General features: G+C 66.7%; 14 protein-coding genes and 1 pseudogene. 7 read left to right on the top strand and 8 right to left on the bottom strand.

The genetic code is table 11. The features are described from left to right. The coding region (locus DIE13_RS18000) for an AAA-associated domain-containing protein (RefSeq protein WP_185731207.1) at nt 1-681 on the top strand (681 nt) is incomplete at its 5' end. 30 nt (nt 682-711) lie between these two features. On the opposite strand, the gene DIE13_RS17995 is transcribed toward DIE13_RS18000, so the two are convergent. Further along, a complete protein-coding gene (locus DIE13_RS17995) occupies nt 712-1,590 on the bottom strand; it encodes a MurR/RpiR family transcriptional regulator (RefSeq protein ID WP_124828417.1) in 879 nt (292 codons plus the stop codon). Between the two features lie 368 nt (nt 1,591-1,958). On the opposite strand from DIE13_RS17995, the gene ggt reads away from it, so the two are divergent. Continuing rightward, nucleotides 1,959-3,710, top strand: a complete 1,752-nt coding sequence (gene ggt / locus DIE13_RS17990; RefSeq protein ID WP_124828416.1) for a gamma-glutamyltransferase — start codon at nt 1,959-1,961, stop codon at nt 3,708-3,710. 235 nt (nt 3,711-3,945) lie between these two features. Then, nucleotides 3,946-4,437: pseudogene (locus DIE13_RS17985) on the top strand (dicarboxylate/amino acid:cation symporter); the annotation flags it as partial. 140 nt (nt 4,438-4,577) lie between these two features. Here the strand turns inward: DIE13_RS17985 and DIE13_RS17980 are convergent. The 6 genes from DIE13_RS17980 to DIE13_RS17955 all read right to left on the bottom strand — a co-directional run bounded on the left by DIE13_RS17980 (nt 4,578) and on the right by DIE13_RS17955 (nt 11,509). After that, the gene (locus tag DIE13_RS17980; RefSeq protein WP_124828415.1) at nt 4,578-6,086 is read right to left on the bottom strand and encodes a cytochrome c; all 1,509 of its coding nucleotides are present in this window, start codon (nt 6,084-6,086) and stop codon (nt 4,578-4,580) included. Between the two features lie 4 nt (nt 6,087-6,090). Continuing rightward, entirely contained in the window at nt 6,091-7,743 is a 1,653-nt protein-coding gene (locus DIE13_RS17975) for a GMC family oxidoreductase (protein ID WP_098551642.1), read from the bottom strand. Between the two features lie 5 nt (nt 7,744-7,748). Then, the gene (locus DIE13_RS17970) at nt 7,749-8,435 is read right to left on the bottom strand and encodes a sorbitol dehydrogenase family protein (RefSeq protein WP_233410026.1); all 687 of its coding nucleotides are present in this window, start codon (nt 8,433-8,435) and stop codon (nt 7,749-7,751) included. 377 nt (nt 8,436-8,812) lie between these two features. Then, nucleotides 8,813-9,430 (bottom strand): heme-binding protein, encoded by a 618-nt coding sequence (locus DIE13_RS17965; protein WP_233410025.1) that lies wholly within the window; start codon nt 9,428-9,430, stop codon nt 8,813-8,815. Between the two features lie 340 nt (nt 9,431-9,770). Further along, nucleotides 9,771-10,172: a DUF3331 domain-containing protein gene (locus tag DIE13_RS17960; RefSeq protein ID WP_124828414.1), complete on the bottom strand. Its 402-nt coding sequence runs from the start codon at nt 10,170-10,172 to the stop codon at nt 9,771-9,773. Nucleotides 10,173-10,216: 44 nt separating this feature from the next. After that, nucleotides 10,217-11,509 (bottom strand): NAD(P)/FAD-dependent oxidoreductase, encoded by a 1,293-nt coding sequence (locus DIE13_RS17955; protein ID WP_124828413.1) that lies wholly within the window; start codon nt 11,507-11,509, stop codon nt 10,217-10,219. A 148-nt stretch (nt 11,510-11,657) separates the two neighbouring features. Here DIE13_RS17955 and DIE13_RS17950 point away from each other — a divergent pair, with 148 nt between their 5' ends. Continuing rightward, nucleotides 11,658-12,311, top strand: coding sequence for a TetR/AcrR family transcriptional regulator (locus DIE13_RS17950; protein ID WP_124828412.1), 654 nt, complete (start codon nt 11,658-11,660; stop codon nt 12,309-12,311). A 124-nt stretch (nt 12,312-12,435) separates the two neighbouring features. On the opposite strand, the gene soxR is transcribed toward DIE13_RS17950, so the two are convergent. Then, the gene (gene soxR, locus DIE13_RS17945) at nt 12,436-12,912 is read right to left on the bottom strand and encodes a redox-sensitive transcriptional activator SoxR (protein WP_124828411.1); all 477 of its coding nucleotides are present in this window, start codon (nt 12,910-12,912) and stop codon (nt 12,436-12,438) included. 79 nt (nt 12,913-12,991) lie between these two features. On the opposite strand from soxR, the gene DIE13_RS17940 reads away from it, so the two are divergent. The 3 genes from DIE13_RS17940 to DIE13_RS17930 are packed head-to-tail and all read left to right on the top strand — an operon-like array spanning nt 12,992 to nt 18,877. Beyond that, nucleotides 12,992-14,212: an efflux RND transporter periplasmic adaptor subunit gene (locus DIE13_RS17940; protein ID WP_124828410.1), complete on the top strand. Its 1,221-nt coding sequence runs from the start codon at nt 12,992-12,994 to the stop codon at nt 14,210-14,212. A 13-nt stretch (nt 14,213-14,225) separates the two neighbouring features. Beyond that, a complete protein-coding gene (locus DIE13_RS17935) occupies nt 14,226-17,399 on the top strand; it encodes an efflux RND transporter permease subunit (protein WP_124828409.1) in 3,174 nt (1,057 codons plus the stop codon). Beyond that, on the top strand, nt 17,396-18,877 hold the full coding sequence (locus DIE13_RS17930; RefSeq protein WP_124828408.1) for an efflux transporter outer membrane subunit: 1,482 nt from the start codon (nt 17,396-17,398) through the stop codon (nt 18,875-18,877). Before DIE13_RS17935 ends, DIE13_RS17930 begins: the two co-directional genes overlap by 4 nt. Nucleotides 18,878-18,890 lie beyond the last annotated feature (13 nt).

The raw sequence follows: 18,890 nt of genomic DNA, 5'->3' as shown, positions 1-18,890 counted from the left end.
GAAGCGGTGTTCATGTGCGACCGGATTCTGGTGCTGTCGTCGAACCCGGGCCGCGTGATCGCCGAGATCAAGGTGCCGTTCAAGCATCCGCGCAACCGGCTGGATCCCGATTTCCGCAAGCTGGTCGACGAGATCTACGCGAAGATGACCGCGCGCCAGACCAACGAGGCGACGAAGAAGGGGCTGGAGCTCGGCAGCTGGCTGCCGCGCGTGTCGACCAACCTGATGGCCGGCCTGATCGAGACGCTGGCAATGGCGCCGTACCACGGCCGCGCGGACATGCCGGAAATCGCGCGCACACTGCATCTCGAAGTGGACGAACTGTTCCCGATCGCCGAAGTGCTGCAGCACCTCGGTTTCGCCGATGTGCGGGAAGGCGACATGTTCCTGACGCCGCCGGCGCGCGTGTTCGCCGAGTTCGGCACGCAGGAGCGCAAGCTGATGTTCGCGGATCATCTGCTCAAGCACGTGCCGTTGGCGGCGCGGATCAAGAAAGTGCTGAACGAGCGCCCGGGCCATCGTGCGCCGCGCGTGCGCTTCGAGCAGGAGCTGGAGGATTTCCTGTCGGATGAAGCGGCAGAGGAAACGCTGGATGCGGTGATCGACTGGGGCCGTTACGGCGAAGTGTTTTCGTATAACGACAAGACGGAGGTGTTCAGCCTCGAGGATGTCGAAAGCTGACCCCCGCGCCCGAATGGCGATTCGCGACCGTCATTCGGGCAAATCCCGCAGGTTCGGATCCAGCTCGATACCGCCGGTATTGAGCCGCTCGATCTTCTCCATCCGCTGCCGCGCGAGTTCCGGAAGCTGGTTCGTCACGCCGATCACGAGTGCTTCGGCCAGCGCCAGAGCCGGCACATTCGTCTGCAGCATCGCGAACGGCCGCCCGAGGATCCGGAGCACGATCTGCGCGAACGCGCTGATCGGCGAACGCCATTCGTCGGTGATCAGCAGCACGCGCGCGCCGAGCTGGTGCGCGGCCTGCGCGAACCGGATGCTGTCCTTCTGGTAGCGGCGGAAATCGAAAATGACCAGCACGTCGCCGGGCCCCATGTCGGCCAGCGCGACGGACGAGAGATTCACGTTCGGCTCGACGTATTGAACGTTCGGCCGCGCATACGCGAGCGTGAACGAAAACAGCGACGCGAGCGGCGCCGTATACCGCCCGCCGCCGCAGAAGACGCGTACGTCCGGATCGGCCAGCAGCGTCACGGCCTGGTCGAAGGCGGCCGCGTCGAGTCCTTCGATCGTCGTCGCGAGCGATTGCGAGAGCCGCTGGAAGATCGCCGCATGGCTGTCGCGCATCCCGAATTCCGAGTGGAACGCATCCATGCGCGCGAGCGGCGAGTTCATCGCCGTGTCGATCTCGTCGTGCAACGCCTGCTGGAACGACGAGTAGTTAGGGAAGCCGATCCGCACGACGAAGCGGAACACGGTCGGGTCGCTGACTTCGGCTTGCTTCGCGAAGCTCGCGATCGGCCCGAGCCCGAGGCTCGGGTAGCGATCCAGCAACGCCTGCGCGACCTTCTGTTCCGACGGCGTAAAGCTATCCATCTGGGATAGCAGCAACGCCCTGATGCTTGTCCCCATCGGGCACTCCGGCTTTCTCGTATCTGAATGACAAACGGCAGACCTGCGTCTGCCGGCGACTCCACGCATGTTAGCCGATCGGCACGCCACGGGCCGCGTGCGGCTGCCGATTAGAGGGACATATCATCCGTCGACGCATTTCTTTTGATGTGTAATAAAGCAAACATGATAGACCGCCTGATGCGCAAGTCTTCGAGAAAAATTCAGTGAATACCCTATGTTTTGGCATGAAAATGCGAGTGCTATGATCGCGGTCTTGTCGAAATGTATTGTTCATTACATTCCGGATCGGCAGTGACGACCCGCCTGTTGGCGGGTCGCGCATCCCGGCATGGCCCGGTTATTTGAATTGTCTGGAGGATTCCGTCATGAGGCGGCTCGTAGTACTCACCCTGTTGTCGGCCATGAGCGTGTGCGCGTTCGCGGCGTCGGAACCCGCGGTCGAAGCGAAGAACGGCATGGTCGTGTCGTCGCAGCATTTCGCGTCGCAGATCGGCGTCGACATCCTCAAGGAAGGCGGCAACGCGGTGGACGCCGCGGTGGCGGTCGGCTACGCGCAGGCCGTGACCAACCCGTGCTGCGGCAACATCGGCGGCGGCGGTTTCATGACCGTTCACCTGGCCGACGGCCGCGACCGGTTCATCAACTTCCGCGAAACGGCGCCGGCGGCAGCTTCGGCGAACATGTACCTCGATGCGAAGGGCAACGTCATTCCGGACGACAGCCTGTACGGATATCGCGCGGTCGGCGTGCCGGGCACGGTCGCGGGCCTCGATCTCGCGCAGCGCAAGTACGGCAAGCTGACCCGCAAGCAGGTGATGGAGCCGGCGATCCGGCTCGCGCGCGACGGGTTCGTGCTGACGCGTGCCGATACGGACATCCTCGACACGACGATCGACCGCTTCAAGAAGGACCCGGACGCCGCGCGCATCTTCCTGCGCCCGGACGGCTCGCCGCTGCAGCCGGGCGACCGCCTGGTGCAGAAGGACCTCGCGCGCACGCTGGAGCGCATTGCGGAGCAGGGCCCCGACGCGTTCTATCACGGCGAGATCCCGAAGATCGTCGAAGCGGCGGCCAAGCGCGGCGGCGGGCTGATCACGGCGGCGGATTTCGCGGCATATCGCGCGCAGGACATGGCGCCGCTGACCTGCACGTATCGCGGCTACGAGTTCGTGTCGGCGCCGCCGCCTAGCTCGGGCGGCGTGACGATGTGCGAGACGCTGAATATCCTCGAAGGGTATGACATGCGCAAGCTTGGCTACCATTCGGCCGCGTCGATCCACTACATGACCGAAGCGATGCGCCATGCTTACGAGGATCGCAACACGCTGCTGGGCGACCCGAACTTCATCGACAACCCGATCGCGAAGCTCACGAGCAAGGAATACGCGGCGCAGATCCGCAAGAGCATCCACGCCGACACGGCGACGCCGTCGGTCGACGTGCAGCCGGGCGTCGGAGTGCACGAGAAGCCGGAAACGACGCATTACTCGATCATCGACCACGACGGCAACGCGGTGTCGACGACGTATACGGTCAACGGCCGCTTCGGCGCCGTGGTCATCGCGCCGGGCACGGGCTTCTTCCTGAACGACGAGATGGACGACTTCACGGTCAAGATCGGCGCACAGAACATGTTCGGCCTCGTGCAAGGCACGCGCAACTCGATCGCGCCGGGCAAGCGTCCGCTGTCGTCGATGGCGCCGACCATCGTGAAGAAGGATGGCAAGGTGTTCATGGTGGTCGGCTCGCCGGGCGGCTCGCGGATCATCACGATCACGCTGCAGACCGTGCTGAACGTGATCGACTACGGGATGGCGCCGCAGGACGCGGTCGATGCGCCGCGTATTCATCATCAATGGCTGCCGGACGAGGTTTATTACGAAACCTACGGCCTGTCGCCCGACACACTCGCGATCCTGCACAACATGGGCTACAAGATGGTCGAGCAGACGCCGTGGGGCGCCGCCGAACTGATCCTGGTCGGCCTGCCCGGCACCGAAGCGGCGAGCCGCCAGAGCTCCGGCAACGACTCGTCGGTCTCCGGCAACGTGCGCGTCGGCTTCGTGTACGGCTTCAACGATCCGCGCCGCCCGGCCGGTTCGGCGATCGGGTACTGATCCCGGGCGCGCTCCAGCGCGCAGCATGCTGAACGGCTGTAACCGGCGTTCGCCCCGCGCGCGAACGCCGGGGCGGCGGCAGCGCGTCCGGTCGCGGACTTTCGCAGTCCCTTTCGTGGTCCCTTTTGCAGCAGCAAGCGCGGCGGCGGCCCGGCATGCCGGGCACGACCGACCCGCAACACGCGCGCCCTGGCACGGCACCGGCGCGCGTCCTTCGCCCTTCAATTCCTGCCCCTTCGGCGTGCGGCGCAAGATCTCGAGCTTCGTGATGCCGATGGGCTATTCGTTCAACCTCGACGGCTCGATGATGTACTGCACGTTCGCGTCGCTGTTCATCGCGCAGGCGTACGACATCCACCTGTCGCTCGGCGCGCAGATCACGGTGCTGCTGATCCTGATGCTGACGTCGAAGGGGATGGCCGGCGTGCCGCGCGCATCGCTCGTCGTGATCGCGGCGACGCTGCACCAGTTCGACATTCCCGAAGCCGGGCTGCTGCTGATTCTCGGCATCGACACCTTCCTCGACATGGGGCGCTTGGCTACCAATGCGGTGGGTAATTCGATCGCCAGCGCGGTGGTCGCGAAGTGGGAAGGGGCGCTGATATCGGAGTCCGAGGCCGCAGCGCATGCCGCGCATCTCGACGCCGAACTGGAACGGCAGATCGACGGGGCCGCGCCTGACGCCGGTCGGGCAAGCCTGGTCCGAGCTTGCGTTTGCGAACGATGAGGCATCACGCGCCGGGACAACCGGCGGTTCGCGAGGTTGCCGCGCATCGCGGCAACCTCTGACGACTACAGCGCGTTCATGCCGTCAGTCACGGCTGCCGCGGCGAACGTCCGGCGGCATCGTGACAAGGCCGCAGCCGATCAGGCCGCGCTCTGGCCGGGCGGCACGCCGTCGCGCGCCACGCGACGCGCGCGGCGTCGCCGGACCATGATCACGAGTGCGATCAGCAGCACGACAAGCACCGGCGCCGGCAGCATCAGCGGCCGGGCCCGCACGAGCAGCGGAACCGGGCCGCCGCTGCGCACGACGGCCACATCGTCCGGCGTCACGGTCACGTCGGCATTGCCGTACTGCGCGAGCACATAGTTCGCGATCGCGGCGACCTGATCGTCCTTCAGCGGCTGGACATACGAATCCTCGCCGAACGACGGCATCAGCACGTGCTGGCCGCCTGCGTCGCGGTCGACACCGTACAGGATCGCGGCAATCAGGTTCGACGGATTGCGCGAGCCCGTGGCGGTGTTGTTCGACAGCGACGGATACGCCTGACTCGGGCTGCCCTTGCCGTTGGCCTGGTGACAGCTCGCGCAGTAGCCGCTGAACAGCGCCGCGCCCGTCGTCAGCGTGCCGTTCGCATTCAACGCGGACGTGCCGCGCAACGTTGCTTCGCTGCTGACTGCGCTGCCGTGCGTGAATGCCGGTACAGACTCGCGCTCGTCACGGATCGGCTTCGTGCTGCGCAGATACGTGACGATCGATTGCAGGTCCGCGTCCGACAGATACTGCAGGCTGTTCTGCACGGCTTCCGCCATCGGGCCGGCTGCCTGGTTCTTCCCGGGGGCGCGGCCGGTCTTCAGGTACGACACCAGCTCGCCGTCGGTCCACGCGCCGATCCCGCTCACCGGATCCGACGTGATGTTCGGCGCATACCACGCGCCGAGCTGAGCACCACCCAGGTTGCGGCCGAAGTCTTCGGCCATCAGCGCGTTGCGCGGCGTGTGGCACGCGCTGCAATGCGCGAGCACGGTGGTCAGGTACGCACCGCGATTCCACTGCGCGTCGTGCGCCGGGTCGGCCTCGAAACGCTTGTTCGTCAGGAACAGCATGTTCCAGCCCGCCATCGCGGTGCGCATGCCGAACGGGAACGGCAGGTTCGTCACGGGGGCGGGATCGTCGACCGGCTTCACGGCGTGCATGAAGTACGCGTAAAGCGCGAGCACGTCGTCGTCGGCGAGGCCGCTGTACGACGTATACGGCATCGCCGGATACAGGCGTGCGCCGTCCGCGCGCACGCCTTCGCGCAGCGCTCGGGCGAACTGCGCCTCGGTGTAGTTGCCGATACCGGCCGTTTTCGACGGCGTGATGTTGCTCGAATAGATCTGCCCCATCGGCGACGCGATGCCGTAGCCGCCCGCGAACGGCTTGCCGCCGTCGAGCGCCGTATGGCAGGCCATGCAGTCCGCCGCGATCGCGAGCTGATGGCCTTTTTCGATCAGCGCCGCATCGGCTGAAGTCGGTGTCGTGCCGGCCGTTGCCTCCTGCGCGAACGCGGGCGTGCCGCCGCCGCCGCCGAACAGTCCGAGTGCGATGGCTGCGCCGTAGCCGGCGGCGCGCAGCGTGCGAAGTTGTCGTTGGATCGTGTGTTTCATCGCATCAACCCTTCGCGAGGCTGGCGGAAATCGAATCCGCGGCCTTCAGGCCAAGGGCCGCCATCGACAGCGTCGTGTTGACGACGGACGCCGACGGCATCGCGCCGCCGCCCGGCAGCCACAGGTTCGCATGGTCATGCGCGCGGCAGTCGCCGTCGACGACCGAGCTCTTCGGATCGGCGCCCATGATGGTGCCGCCCATGATGTGATTGTTCGCGTTCAGCGACGTCGTGATGTTGAACTCGACGGCGTCGAACAGGCTGCCGATATGCGTGAGCTGCTTGCATGCCGCGTCGTAGCCGCGTCGCACATAGTCGCCGACGTCGTAGTGGATGTCGGGGCACGCGAGGCCGAGCGGATCGACGCGCGTCTTGCTGAGCGTCAGGCGGTTGTTCGGATCGGGCAGCGGCTCCAGGCTGATCGACAGGTCGACGCCGTAGATCGCGCGGCGCCGGATTTCCTCGTCGAGCGCCTTGCCTACCAGGCCGAGTTTCAGCGCCTGCTGCGTGGCCGGCCCGACGCGCGAGATGTTGTTCAGGATCATCTTGTTCGCCGAATATTGCCCGCGGAAATCGCCGTCGCGCGGGCCGACGATGCAGCTGCTCTGCGCGGGGCCGCGGCCGAGCCACATCGGCTCGTTCGCGAGGAACGTGCAGTGGAAGCCCGAGTGATCCATCATGTTGCGGCCGACCTGGTCCGAGCCGTTCGCGATGCCGTGCGGATTGCGCTCGTTCGCGGCGAGCAGCAGCAGGCGCGGCGTCTCGATGCCGTTGCACGCGAGCACGAACATCTTGCCGCTCGCCTTGTGCGACTTGTGCGACGTGTCGTACCAGTGCACGGCCGTCACGCGATTGTTCGCATCGGTGTCGATCTTGTAGACGACCGATTCGGCGAGCACCTTCGCGCCCTTGCGCTCCGCGCGCTCGATGTGATGGATGCCGTTGTACATCGCGCCGATCGGGCAGATCGGCTGGCAGTTGTTGTTGCCGCAACAGACCGGGCGGCCGTGCCACGGCCGCGTGCTGCGCGCCTGCGGAATCGGGATCGATTGGTAGCCATGCGCGTTGACGACTTCGGCGAAGCGCCGGTCGCCATGGCCCCACGGCACCATGTCCATCGGATACGGGCGGCTGCGCTGCGACGGCGACTGCATGGCCGGATCGCTCGGCCCGGCGACGCCCATCTGCTCTTCCGCGCGGCAATAGTACGGCTCGAGCTCGTCATAGGAGATCGGCCAGTCGCGGCCGACGCCATACGTCGACTTCATCCGGAAATCGACCGGCAGGTGGCGCCAGCTCGACGCGGCCCAGTGCCACGTCGTGCCGCCGACCGTGCGCAGATAACCCTGCTGGAAACTCTGGCCGTCGCGGCCGCTCAGGCCGACGTAGTTGTTCTTCGGAAAATACAGCGGGGCCGGCGCGTTCGGCGCCTGCGGGTAGAGCCCCTGGAAGTCGGAGCCCACGCGATTGTCGAAGGGCATGTTGCGCCAGTTCTCGACCGCCTGCGCGCGTTCGATGCGCAGGCCGGATTCGATGATCAGCACCGAATGGCCCTGGCTGACGAGTTGATCGGCGATCAGGCCGCCCACCACGCCGGAGCCCACGATCACGACGTCGGCCGACACGTCGCCGTTCGATTCAAAGACAGGAGTTCTCATGGGATTCAGGCGTGCTTTTGCGGGAGCGGGGCGGTTGCTGGCGCAACCGTTTTGCGGGGCGGCGCGACATCGGCCGGCGGCGGTTCGGCGGTCCACCACAGCGGGCCGTTCGAACAATAGGTCGGTGCGCTCATCCCGTCCTGGACGGTGTCGTACATCAGCGCATCGGCATAGGCGACCATGACGGCCTTCTGGCCATGTCCGACGGTGCCTGTGTACCACGCGGCGACGATCGCGAGCGCCGTGTCATGCAGACCGGCGCTGTCGGCATCGGCCAGCAGTTGCGTGGGTGTCTGGCCGGCGCGGACGCGTTGCGCCAGCGCGGTCGCACGCGCGGCAAAACCGGCATCCGTGCGACTGAAGGCGGCGACCAGGCGCGAGGCCGTCGTCAGGTCGAGATTCGCATGGCCTGTCAGCGCTTTCGACAGTGCGAGAAAGGTTTTGCCGTCGAGCGACGGCTGCTGCGCGAAGGCGGATCCGGGGGCGGCGGTCAACAGCCCGACTTGCGTCAGTGCCGCCGCCATCACTTTCAGCGCCGTTCTCCGGGTAACGCCGGCGCGTGCAGCGACGCGCCTTTCATGATCGTGTGGGGCCATGTCGTTTTCGTCTTTTTGCGAGAGATATTTTCTTTCTTCGAAGATTCCGCGAGGGGAGTCGCTCCCGGTCGCAACGACCGGAATGTCTTCCTTCACAGCATTGCGTCACGCATCCGAACACACCGGCAAACGATCATGACCGGCTGAACGGAGAATGCCACATGCCGTGAGAATCGGCTTTTTATCTGTTAAGGCGGGGCATAATCCGGGCATGCGAAAATGGAACCGGTTCCATTTTCGCATCCAATGCTCCGTTCAAATTTTTATCGGGCGGGGAGGAGTGTAGCGATATTGCCCGGATCGCGTATTTTCGCGATGGGATCGGGCGCCGAATGCCGGCCGACGCACGGTTAATCCGCCGGGCCGCAACCGGCCTCGGATATGCGAGAGTCGGCTGTAATTAAATTGTCATGATTGGATTATTCTTTTGAAGGAATAATCGTTTCGTCGAGAATCTGCCTGTTGCGTGCGATTTACTTGATTGCCGCCGCACCGGCAGCCGCGATCACGCTGTCCTGCACGCCCGCGCCGCCGCTGGTGCCGATCGCGCCGATCAATTGCCCGCTGATCACGATCGGAATGCCGCCTTCGCCGGCGAGAATACCCGGAATGCTGAGGTTGCCGGTCGCGCCGCCGTTGTTGATCGCGTTCTGCATATCCTTGGTCGGCCTGCGGAAACGTACCGACGCGCGCGCCTTGGCTTCGGCGATCTCGACGGACGCGAGTTGCGTGCCGTCCATTTTGTCGCACGAAATCAGATTGCCGCCGCTATCGACGATGACGACCGCGTATTTCCAGTTTCGGTGCCGCGCTTCGGCTTCGGCCGCAGCAATGACGGTCCGTGCCTGCGCGAGCGTAATGGGCGGGCCATACGGAATGTCGTACGGGAGTCGTTCGGGAACCGGCGCCGGCGCGGTCGATTGGGCGTGTGCATGAGCCGCGAAAATGGCGGCGGCCGCGATGAGGATTCGGGATTTCTTTGCAAGCATACGTCGCTGATACGGTTGGGCCTGGTTGATTGCAGGCGTCGGTCGGTGGCGAGTGCGGGGCGCTTCCGCAATTGAACGGCTGCCGGGTTCGATGGCCGGCACTCGCGACGGTCGCGAGCGAAATATATTGCATTCCCGGCCGGTTTGCAGCGAAGCGAGATGGACGGCGGTATCAATACTTGCCGCGCCCGGTCACGTCATCGCGTGCATGACGGGACGTGGCCGATCGTCGTCGACAACGACGAAGCGGCCGTTCAGGCGCTCGCCGGCCGGCGAAGCCGACCCTGCCGATATCGGCCTGACACCCGCCGCACGGGATGTGAGCGGCCGGTTTGGTTCGCGCGGCTCGCGATCGAACGCGTCGAAGTCCGTGCGGGATCTTCACCCTCGGCATTGCATGCCGGGAAAATCATTCGGATAACAGATGATCTGACCAGGCGCGTCACGCATCGGCCGTCTCGGAAACCGCGATGTCAATGCATGCCGCAAGCACCATCGCGGCGGCATTGCCGGGCGCCGAGCCGAGCAATTGGGGTGCGTAGACGCTGTCGCCGGCCAGGATTGGCCGCCCCGACAGCGCGCAGACGCCGCGCTTGCGCGTCGTGAACAGTCGCCACTTCTGATAGCCGTAATGGCCGGTGCACGCATCGCACCACGAAATCATCACGGTGTCGGCCGTGGGCCGTTCGAGCACGCTGATGGTCGGCTTGTTCGTCGGATCCCACGACGGTAACCGGTCGCGCGTGACGCTGCGCCGTCGCGGGCCGCCCCACGAGACGGGGGGCATGTCGAAGCTGCCGATCGCGGCAACGGTCATGAGCCAGGGCGCTGCACTGTCGTTCATGTCTGCTTTCCTCGAAACGTTACGCGATGCCGCGACGCGTGGCATCACGACAGGCGGATGCGCGGCTGCACGCAGCCGTTGATCCGTTCGGCGATCCACAGCAAGGTCGCCTTGGAGAATCCGTGCAGCGCCTGCTGGTGCCGCCGGTACAGCATCAGGTGGCTGAATTGCGCGAAGCGCCCCTGGATGAAACCGCCGCGAAAGAACCCGAACTGCCCGAGCGTGCCGAACGCGTCGTAGTCGCTGATCGACACGAGCGCGCCGAAATCGTGAAACGCGAATGGCGGTATCGGTTTGCCGTCGAGCCACGCGGGCAGGTGCTTCGCGAGATGCTCGGCCTGCTGCGTCGCGACCTGCGCGGTCGGCGGCAGCGGCCGTGCCTGGGCGTCGGGCTGCAGGCTCGCGCAATCGCCGATCGCGAACACGTGCTCGTCGGCCGTGGCCTGCAGCGTGGGCCGCACCAGAACCTGGTTCGCGCGGTTCGTGTCGAGCCCGCCGAGCGCCTGCATGAAGTCGGGCGCCTTCACGCCGGCCGCCCACACCATCAGATCCGCTTCGGCAAACGAACCGTCGCCGTAGTGGAACCCGTTTGCGTCGGCTGCGGTCACGCGCGTCGATGTCAGCACATGAAAGCCGATCTGCTCGAGCCGCCGCTGCGCGGACGCGGAAATTTTCGGCGGAAACGCGGCCAGGATGCGCGGGCCGCTTTCGAGCAGCGTGAGCTGCAGCCGCTCGCGCACCGTCGCATCGCCATAGGCTTGCGCCACTTCGAGCAGGCGGCTCAGCTCCGCCGCCAGTTCCACGCCCGTCGCCCCCGCGCCGACGATCGCGACGCGAAACGGCTCGTCGCGCGCGATGCTGCGGAACACGCGCATCCGCAGTGCTTCGTTGAAGGTTTCGGCCTGCTGCTGGCTGTCGATGAAGTAGCAGTGCTCGAGCACGCCAGGCACGCCGAAATCGTTGGCCTGGCTGCCGAGCGCGAGGATCAGCACGTCGTATTCGATCTCGCGCGCGTCGATCACGCGTTCGCCGTCCTGCGAGCGAATTTCGCCGAGCTGCACGCGGCGGCGCGCGCGATCGAGGCCCGTCAGCTCTCCGGGTTGGTACGTGTAGCCGTGATCGCGTGCATGCGCGAGGAAGATGACCTGCTGTTGCTGCACGTCGCGCGTGCCGGCCGCGATCGTGTGCAGCATCGGCTTCCATACGTGAGTCGGGCTGCGGTCGACGACGGTGACCTGTGCGCGCCCCGCGCGGCCGAGACGTTCGCCCAGACGGGTCGCCAGCTGCAATCCGGCGATGCCGCCGCCCACGATCACGATGCGAGTAGGGGTTGTCATGAATAAATCATCAAGTGATGAATAATGTATGATCGTAGCGCCTCTCGACTTCGCGTGTCAACGGAGCGTGGCAGGCAGCCCGGTGGCAAGCATGCGAAACCGGGGCCCGAACATGGGCATTCGATTCAATCAACGGGAGCAGGAAAACGTGGCTGAAGTCACTGAGCGCGCGCCATCGAAGCGGCGTACGCGCGGGCGGCCGCTGGCGGATGCGTCCGTCGGTCCGGACGTGATATTGCGCGCCGCGCGCCGCACGTTCGCGAAGCGCGGCTACGATGCGACGAGCGTGCGCGAAGTCGCGCGCGAGCTGGGCATCGACGCGGCGCTGATCGCCCATCATTTCGGCACGAAGGAAACGTTGTGGCTGGCCGTCGTCGAGCAGATCGCCGATCTGGCCGGACCGATGTTCGACGCGTTGCGCGCGCTGCGCACGTCGTCATTGCCGCATCGCGAGCGCGTGCGGCGCGCGATCGAGCTGTGCGTCGATCACGAATTCGAGGAGCCGGACATCGGCATGTTCTTCTCGACGGCGGCGACCGAGGAGGGCGGTCGGCTCGATTGCCTGCAACAGCGGATCGTGCGCCCGTATCACGACGCGATGTTTCCGCTGCTGGCGGACGCGGTCGAGGCCGGCGAGATCCGTCCGGTCGATCCGAACGTGCTGTTCTTCATGATCGCGAGCGCGGTCGGCATGACGGTGTCGTACAGCCACATGATGCTGGAGTTCACGTCGCTGCCCACGCGGCGGGATGCGTTCCGCCAGGCCGTGCTCGACGTCGCGCTCGGCATCCTGCGCGTCTGAGCGCCGCGCGCGTCGCGCGCGCAGTCATGTCGCCGCGACGAGCCCCAGGGTGTCGACCGCCTGCCGCGGTGAACGGCGGCGGGCGGGGTGACAGCGAAGGCCGGCGCGGCGCCGGCCGCCTGAGTCAGTCGATTTCGGGCGGCGTATCGCCGAGCCAGCGCCGCGCGCCGGGCCCGTTGCGGCCCGCGCGGTCCTCGGGATTGGTCAGCTTGCAGCGTTTCAGCGACAGGCAGCCGCACCCGATACATTCGTCGAGATTGATGTAGAGCCGCTGCAGTTCCTCGATCCGGCTCGCGACACGCTGCTTCCAGCCGCGCGACAGCCGCTGCCAGTCCTTGTTGGTCGGCGCGGCGTCTTCCGGCAGGCTCACGAGCTGTTCGGCGATTTCGTCGAGCGAATAGCCGATCTTCTGCGCGAACACGATGAACGCGATCAGCCGCAGCACCGCGCGAGAATAGTGGCGATGGCTCGAACCGTTGCGATGCGACTTGATGAGCCCGCGCGTCTCGTAGAAGCGCAGCGTCGACGCCGGTACGCCGCTGCGCGCGGCCACTTCGCGGATCGACATCAGCGGCCATTTCGGTGTTTCGTCGATACCCATGACGCCCTCCGGGAAAGCTTGACTTGAAGTTAACTTCAACTTTTATGCTACGCGGCAGTTTAACCCGTCGCGAGGCACCATGCTCTCCTTATCCCTACGCAGGACGTCGCCTTTGGGCGCGGCCTGCGCCCTGCTGCTGGCGTTGTCGGGCTGTCACGACGGCAAAGACGCATCGTCGGCCCAGCCCCTTCCCGAAGTTGGGGTGACCACCGTCGCTCCGCGCACGATCCGCCTCGCGGACGAATTCAACGGACGTGTCGAAGCCGTCGACGCGGTCGAATTGCGGCCGCGCGTGAGCGGCTACCTGCAACGCGTCGCGTACAAGGAGGGCGACCTCGTGGCGCAGGGTGCCGTGCTGTTCGAGATCGACCCGCGTCCGTACCGGATCGCGCTCGACCGCGCGAACGCGCAGCAGCAGCGCGCACGCGCGGCCGCGAGCCTCGCGAACGTGCAGCTCAAGCGCGTGCAGACGCTGATCGATGCGCATGCAACATCGCAGGAAGAACTCGACAACGCGCGCGCGACCGCCGAGCAGGCGCACGCGGACTTGCAGGCGGCCGATGCGGCCGTCGCCGATGCGAAGCTCAATCTCGGTTTCACCGAAGTGCGCGCACCGATCGCGGGCCGTGTCGGCCGCGCGATCGCAACGGCGGGCAATCTCGCGCGTGCGGACGACACGCTGCTGACCACCGTCGTGTCTCAGGATCCGGTCTACGTGTATTTCGACTGCGACGAGCAGAGCTATCTGCGCTACAACGCGCGGCGTGCCGATCCGAAGCATCGCGCGATCGGCGCCGATCCGGTGCGCGTGGGCCTTGCGAACGAGACGGGCTTTCCGCACGCGGGCACCGTGGACTTCCTCGACAACCGGCTCGATCCGCAAACCGGCACGATCCGCGCGCGCGTGCGGCTGTCGAATGCGGACCATACGTTCACGCCGGGCCTCTATGCGCGCGTGCAGCTCGTCAGCGGCCGTGACCAGGATGCGCTGCTCGTCGACGACAAGGCCGTGCTCACCGACCAGGATCGCAAGTACGTGTATGTGATCGGCGCCGGAGACAAGGCGCTGCGCCGCGACGTGACGGTCGGACGCGAGCTCGACGGCGAACGGATCGTCGAGAAGGGGTTGCGGTCGGGCGACCGCGTGGTCGTCGATGGCGTGCAGCGGATCTACTATCCGGGCGCGCAGGTGAAGCCGAAGGCGCTACCCGCGCGTGCGGATGCGGGCGCCGGCGCTGGCCCGGGCAGCGGCACCCAGGCCGTCGCCAACGCGGACGCCGGCGCGCCGGCCGCGCAGTAAAGGGAGACCGACGATGGATTTCTCCCGATTCTTCATCGACCGTCCGATCTTCGCGGTCGTGCTGTCGATCGTGATCTTCGCGATCGGCCTGATCTCGATCCCGATGCTGCCCGCCGGCGAATATCCGGAAGTCGTGCCGCCGAGCGTCGTCGTGCGTGCGACGTATCCGGGCGCGAACCCCAAGGAAATCGCCGAGTCGGTCGCCGAACCGCTGGAAGAGGCGATCAACGGCGTCGAAGGGATCATGTACATGAAGTCGGTCGCGGGCTCGGACGGCAGCCTGCAGGTAGTCGTCACGTTCCTGCCGGGCGTCGATCCCGACACGGCCGCGGTGCGCGTGCAGAACCGCGTGAGCCAGGCGCTGTCGCGCCTGCCCGACGAGGTGCGCCAGTACGGCGTGACCACGCAGAAGCAGTCGCCGACGCCGCTGATGTACGTGAGCCTCTATTCGCCGGACAACAGCCGCGATTCGCTGTATCTGCGCAACTACCTGACGCTGCATGTGAAGGACGAGCTGTCGCGCCTGACCGGCATCGGCGACGTCGGCGTGTACGGCTCAGGCGACTACGCGATGCGGCTCTGGCTCGACCCGAACCGGCTCGCGTCGCGCGGGCTGACCGCGAGCGACGTGATCGCCGCCGTGCGCGAGCAGAACGTGCAGGTGTCGGCCGGCCAGCTCGGCGCGGAGCCGTCGCCGAAGAAAAACGACTTCCTGGTATCGATCAACGTGCGCGGCCGGCTGCGTACCGTGCAGGAGTTCGGCGACATCGTGCTGCGCAATGGTGACGACGGCCAGGTCGTGAAGCTGTCCGACGTCGCGCGGATCGAACTCGGCGCGGGCGACTACACGCTGCGTTCGTACTTCGACGACAAGCATTCGGCGGTGGTCGGCATCTTCCTGTCCCCGGGCGCGAACGCGCTCGACGTCGCGAAGGCCGTGTATGCGAAGCTCGACGCGTTGTCGAAACGATTTCCGCCGGGCGTCGCGTATCGGCCGGTGTGGGATCCGACTGTGTTCGTGCGCGAGTCGATCCGCGCGGTGCAGCACACGCTGATCGAGGCCGTCGTGCTGGTCGTGCTCGTCGTGATCCTGTTCCTGCAGACCTGGCGCGCGTCGATCATTCCGCTCGTCGCGGTGCCGGTGTCGGTGGTCGGCACGTTCGCGTGGCTCTATCTGCTCGGCTATTCGATCAACACGCTGACGTTGTTCGGGCTCGTGCTGGCGATCGGGATCGTCGTCGACGATGCGATCGTCGTCGTCGAGAACGTCGAGCGCAACATCGCGCAGGGCCTGAGCCCGCGCGATGCCGCGCACCAGGCGATGCGCGAGGTGTCGGGGCCGATCGTCGCGATCGCGCTGGTGCTGTGCGCGGTGTTCGTGCCGATGGCGTTCATGTCCGGCGTCACCGGCCAGTTCTACAAGCAGTTCGCGGTGACGATCGCGATCTCGACGGTGATCTCGGCGATCAACTCGCTGACGCTGTCGCCCGCGCTCGCCGCGAAGCTGCTGCGCCCGCACGGGGCGCCGAAGGATGCGCTCACGCGTGGGCTCGACCGCGCGTTCGGCTGGCTGTTCCATCCGTTCAACCGGTTCTTCGAGCGCAGCTCGGAGCGTTATCACGGCGTCGTCGCGCGCACGCTGAAGCGGCGCGGCGCGGTGTTCGTCGTCTATGCGGCCTTGCTCGCGGCCACCGCGCTGCTGTTCAACGCGGTGCCGGGCGGCTTCATCCCCGTGCAGGACAAGTTGTACCTGTTCGCCGGCGCGAAGCTGCCGGAAGGCGCATCGCTTGCGCGCACCAGCGCGGTGACCGAGCAGATGACGAAGATCGCGCTCGGCACCGACGGCGTCGAGATGGTGCCGGCGTTTGCCGGGCTGAATGCGCTACAGGGCGTGAACACGCCGAACATCACGAACTCGTACGTGATCCTGAAGCCGTTCGACCAGCGCCACCGCAGCGCGGCGCAGATCAACGCGGACCTGAACGCACGCTTCGCGGCGATCGGCGGCGGCATCACCTATGCGCTGATGCCGCCGCCGATCCAGGGCCTCGGCAACGGCTCCGGCTACTCGCTGTATCTCGAGGATCGCGGCGGGCTCGGCTACGGTGAGCTGCAGAACGCGTTGACCGCATTCCAGGCGGCGGTCGCGAAGACGCCCGGGATGAGCTATCCCGTCAGCTCGTACCAGGCGAACATTCCGCAGCTCGAGGTGAAGGTCGACCGGCTGAAGGCGAAGGCGCAGGGCGTCGCGCTGACCGACCTGTTCAACACGCTGCAGGTCTATCTCGGCTCGATGTACGTGAACGACTTCAACGCATTCGGGCGCGTGTACCGCGTGATGGCGCAAGCCGACGCCGGGCACCGGCAGACCGCCGCCGACATCGCGAACCTGCGCACGCGCAACGCAAAGGGCGAGATGGTGCCGATCGGCTCGATGGTGACGGTCGCGCCCGCGTACGGGCCGGATCCGGTCGTGCGCTACAACGGCTATCCGGCCGCCGACCTGATTGGCGATGCGGACCCGAAGGCGATGTCGTCGTCGCAGACGATCGCGAAGCTGCAGCAGATCGCGAAGGACGTGCTGCCGCCGGGCATCACGCTCGAATGGACCGACCTCAGCTACCAGCAGGTCACGCAGAGCAACGCGGCGATCGTCGTGTTCCCGCTCGCGGTGATGCTGGTGTTCCTCGTGCTCGCATCTCTGTACGAGAGCTGGACGCTACCGCTCGCGGTGATCCTGATCGTGCCGGTGTGCATGTGCGCGGCGCTGTTCGGCGTATGGCTGTCGGGTGGCGACAACAATGTGTTCGTGCAGGTCGGTCTGGTCGTGCTGATGGGGCTCGCGTGCAAGAACGCGATCCTGATCGTCGAATTCGCGCGCGAGCTCGAAATCCAGGGCAAGGGCGCGATCGAAGCGGCGCTCGAAGCGTGCCGGCTGCGGTTGCGCCCGATCGTGATGACGTCGGTCGCGTTCATTGCCGGTTCGGTGCCGCTGCTGATCGGCAGCGGCGCGGGCAGCGAAGTGCGTGCCGCAACGGGTGTCACCGTGTTCGCGGGGATGCTCGGCGTCACGCTGTTCGGACTGTTTCTCACGCCTGTGTTCTATGTGGCGATTCGCAAGCTCGCGGGCGGCACGCCGGCCGTCTGGCGCGAGCAGCACGGCACCCTCGAAGGAGAAAACCGATGAGCGCCGCTTTCCGTCTTTCCGTACTCGCGATGTCGGTGACGCTCGCCGCCTGCGCGGTCGGCCCCGATTTCAAACGACCCGACACGGCGACCGGGGCGCGCTTCGCGCGTGACGCGCATCCGGCCACGCAGGATGCGTCGCCGCCCGACGCGTCGGCCGCTGCCGACGCCGCATTCTGGCGCGGTTTCGGCGATCCGGCGCTCACGCGGTTGATCGATGCGGCGCTCGCGGCGAACCAGGATCTGCAAGTCGCGGTGTCGCGCTACGACGCCTCGAACGCGCTGCTGTCGCAGGCGACGTTCGATCGCTATCCGACGCTCACCGCGAGCGGACAGATCGGCCACCAGCTGATGAGCAAGGATCAGGCGTTCGGCGCGCCGCGCAGCCAGCGCGATACGCCGGTCTCGAGCGTCGGGATCAACGCCGCATGGGAGCTGGACCTGTTCGGGCGCGTGCGCCGCTCGATCGAGTCGCAACACGCGGAAACGGCGGCCAGCGCGGCCGACGTGCGCGCGGTGCGCGTTGCGATCGCGGGCGAGGTCGCGAGCACCTATGTCGATCTGCGCGGTTCGCAGGAGCGGCTGCGGATCGCGCGCGAGAACGCCGACAACCAGAAGCAGACGCTCGCGCTGATCAACGCGCGCGTCGGCGCGGGCCGCGGTTCCGAACTCGATGCGGCACGTGCGCGTGCGCAGTACGAGTCGACGACGTCGCGGATCGCCGTGTACGAAGCGGCGATCGGCGTCGACGAGCATCGGCTCGCGGTGCTGACCGGGCAGACGCCGGACGCGCTGATCGGCCGGTTCGACGTGCCGAAGGGCACGACGGTGCCGTTGCCGGCGCTCGCTGCCGACATCGATCCGGGCACGCCGGGCGATCTGCTGCGCCGGCGCCCGGATGTGGCTGCGGCCGAAGCGCGGCTGCATGCGGCGACCGCGCGGGTCGGCGTCGCGACGGCCGACCTGTTTCCGCGCTTCACGCTGTCGGGGTTGCTCGGCAGCGCGACGAGCAGTTACGGGTTTTTCCGCGCGGGCAGCGACACGAACCTGATCGCGCTCGGCATCGACTGGTCGTTCCTCGACGTCGGTCGCGTGCGCGCGCGGATCGCCGCGAGCGACGCGGAAGCGGCCGGCCAGCTCGCGCAGTATCGGCAGACCGTGCTCGGCGCGCTGGAGGAAACCGAGAACGCGCTGCTGCGCGTTGCGCGCACGCGCGACGAGACCGCGCATCTGGTGCGTGCCGCGGACGACAGCGCACGCGCGGCGCAGCTCGCGCAGACACGTTTCTCGGCCGGCGCGATCGACTACTACGAAGTGCTCGACGCGCAGCGGACGTTGCTGCAGGCGCAGGACGCGGCCGCCGACGGGCAGATGCGCAGCGCGGCGTCGACGGTCGCGCTGTACAAGGCGCTCGCGGGCGGCTGGCCGGCAGGAACGGTGCGGCCGGTACCCGGGCCGCTTGCGCAGTCACGGCCGTAACGCGGCCCGACGC

This window comes from Burkholderia sp. Bp9016, assembly GCF_003857765.1.
Lineage (GTDB): Bacteria > Pseudomonadota > Gammaproteobacteria > Burkholderiales > Burkholderiaceae > Burkholderia.
Note: the sequence above shows the minus strand (reverse complement) of the source record. Positions and strands in the feature narration are given on the sequence as shown.

What these genes read in the sequence shown, in the direction of transcription:
- DIE13_RS17995 (WP_124828417.1), bottom strand. Translation starts at nt 1,590, where the DNA reads ATGGGGACAAGCATCAGGGCGTTGCTGCTATCCCAGATGGATAGCTTT.
- ggt (WP_124828416.1), top strand. Translation starts at nt 1,959, where the DNA reads ATGAGGCGGCTCGTAGTACTCACCCTGTTGTCGGCCATGAGCGTGTGC.
- DIE13_RS17980 (WP_124828415.1), bottom strand. Translation starts at nt 6,086, where the DNA reads ATGAAACACACGATCCAACGACAACTTCGCACGCTGCGCGCCGCCGGC.
- DIE13_RS17975 (WP_098551642.1), bottom strand. Translation starts at nt 7,743, where the DNA reads ATGAGAACTCCTGTCTTTGAATCGAACGGCGACGTGTCGGCCGACGTC.
- DIE13_RS17960 (WP_124828414.1), bottom strand. Translation starts at nt 10,172, where the DNA reads ATGAACGACAGTGCAGCGCCCTGGCTCATGACCGTTGCCGCGATCGGC.
- DIE13_RS17955 (WP_124828413.1), bottom strand. Translation starts at nt 11,509, where the DNA reads ATGACAACCCCTACTCGCATCGTGATCGTGGGCGGCGGCATCGCCGGA.
- soxR (WP_124828411.1), bottom strand. Translation starts at nt 12,912, where the DNA reads ATGGGTATCGACGAAACACCGAAATGGCCGCTGATGTCGATCCGCGAA.
- DIE13_RS17940 (WP_124828410.1), top strand. Translation starts at nt 12,992, where the DNA reads ATGCTCTCCTTATCCCTACGCAGGACGTCGCCTTTGGGCGCGGCCTGC.
- DIE13_RS17935 (WP_124828409.1), top strand. Translation starts at nt 14,226, where the DNA reads ATGGATTTCTCCCGATTCTTCATCGACCGTCCGATCTTCGCGGTCGTG.
- DIE13_RS17930 (WP_124828408.1), top strand. Translation starts at nt 17,396, where the DNA reads ATGAGCGCCGCTTTCCGTCTTTCCGTACTCGCGATGTCGGTGACGCTC.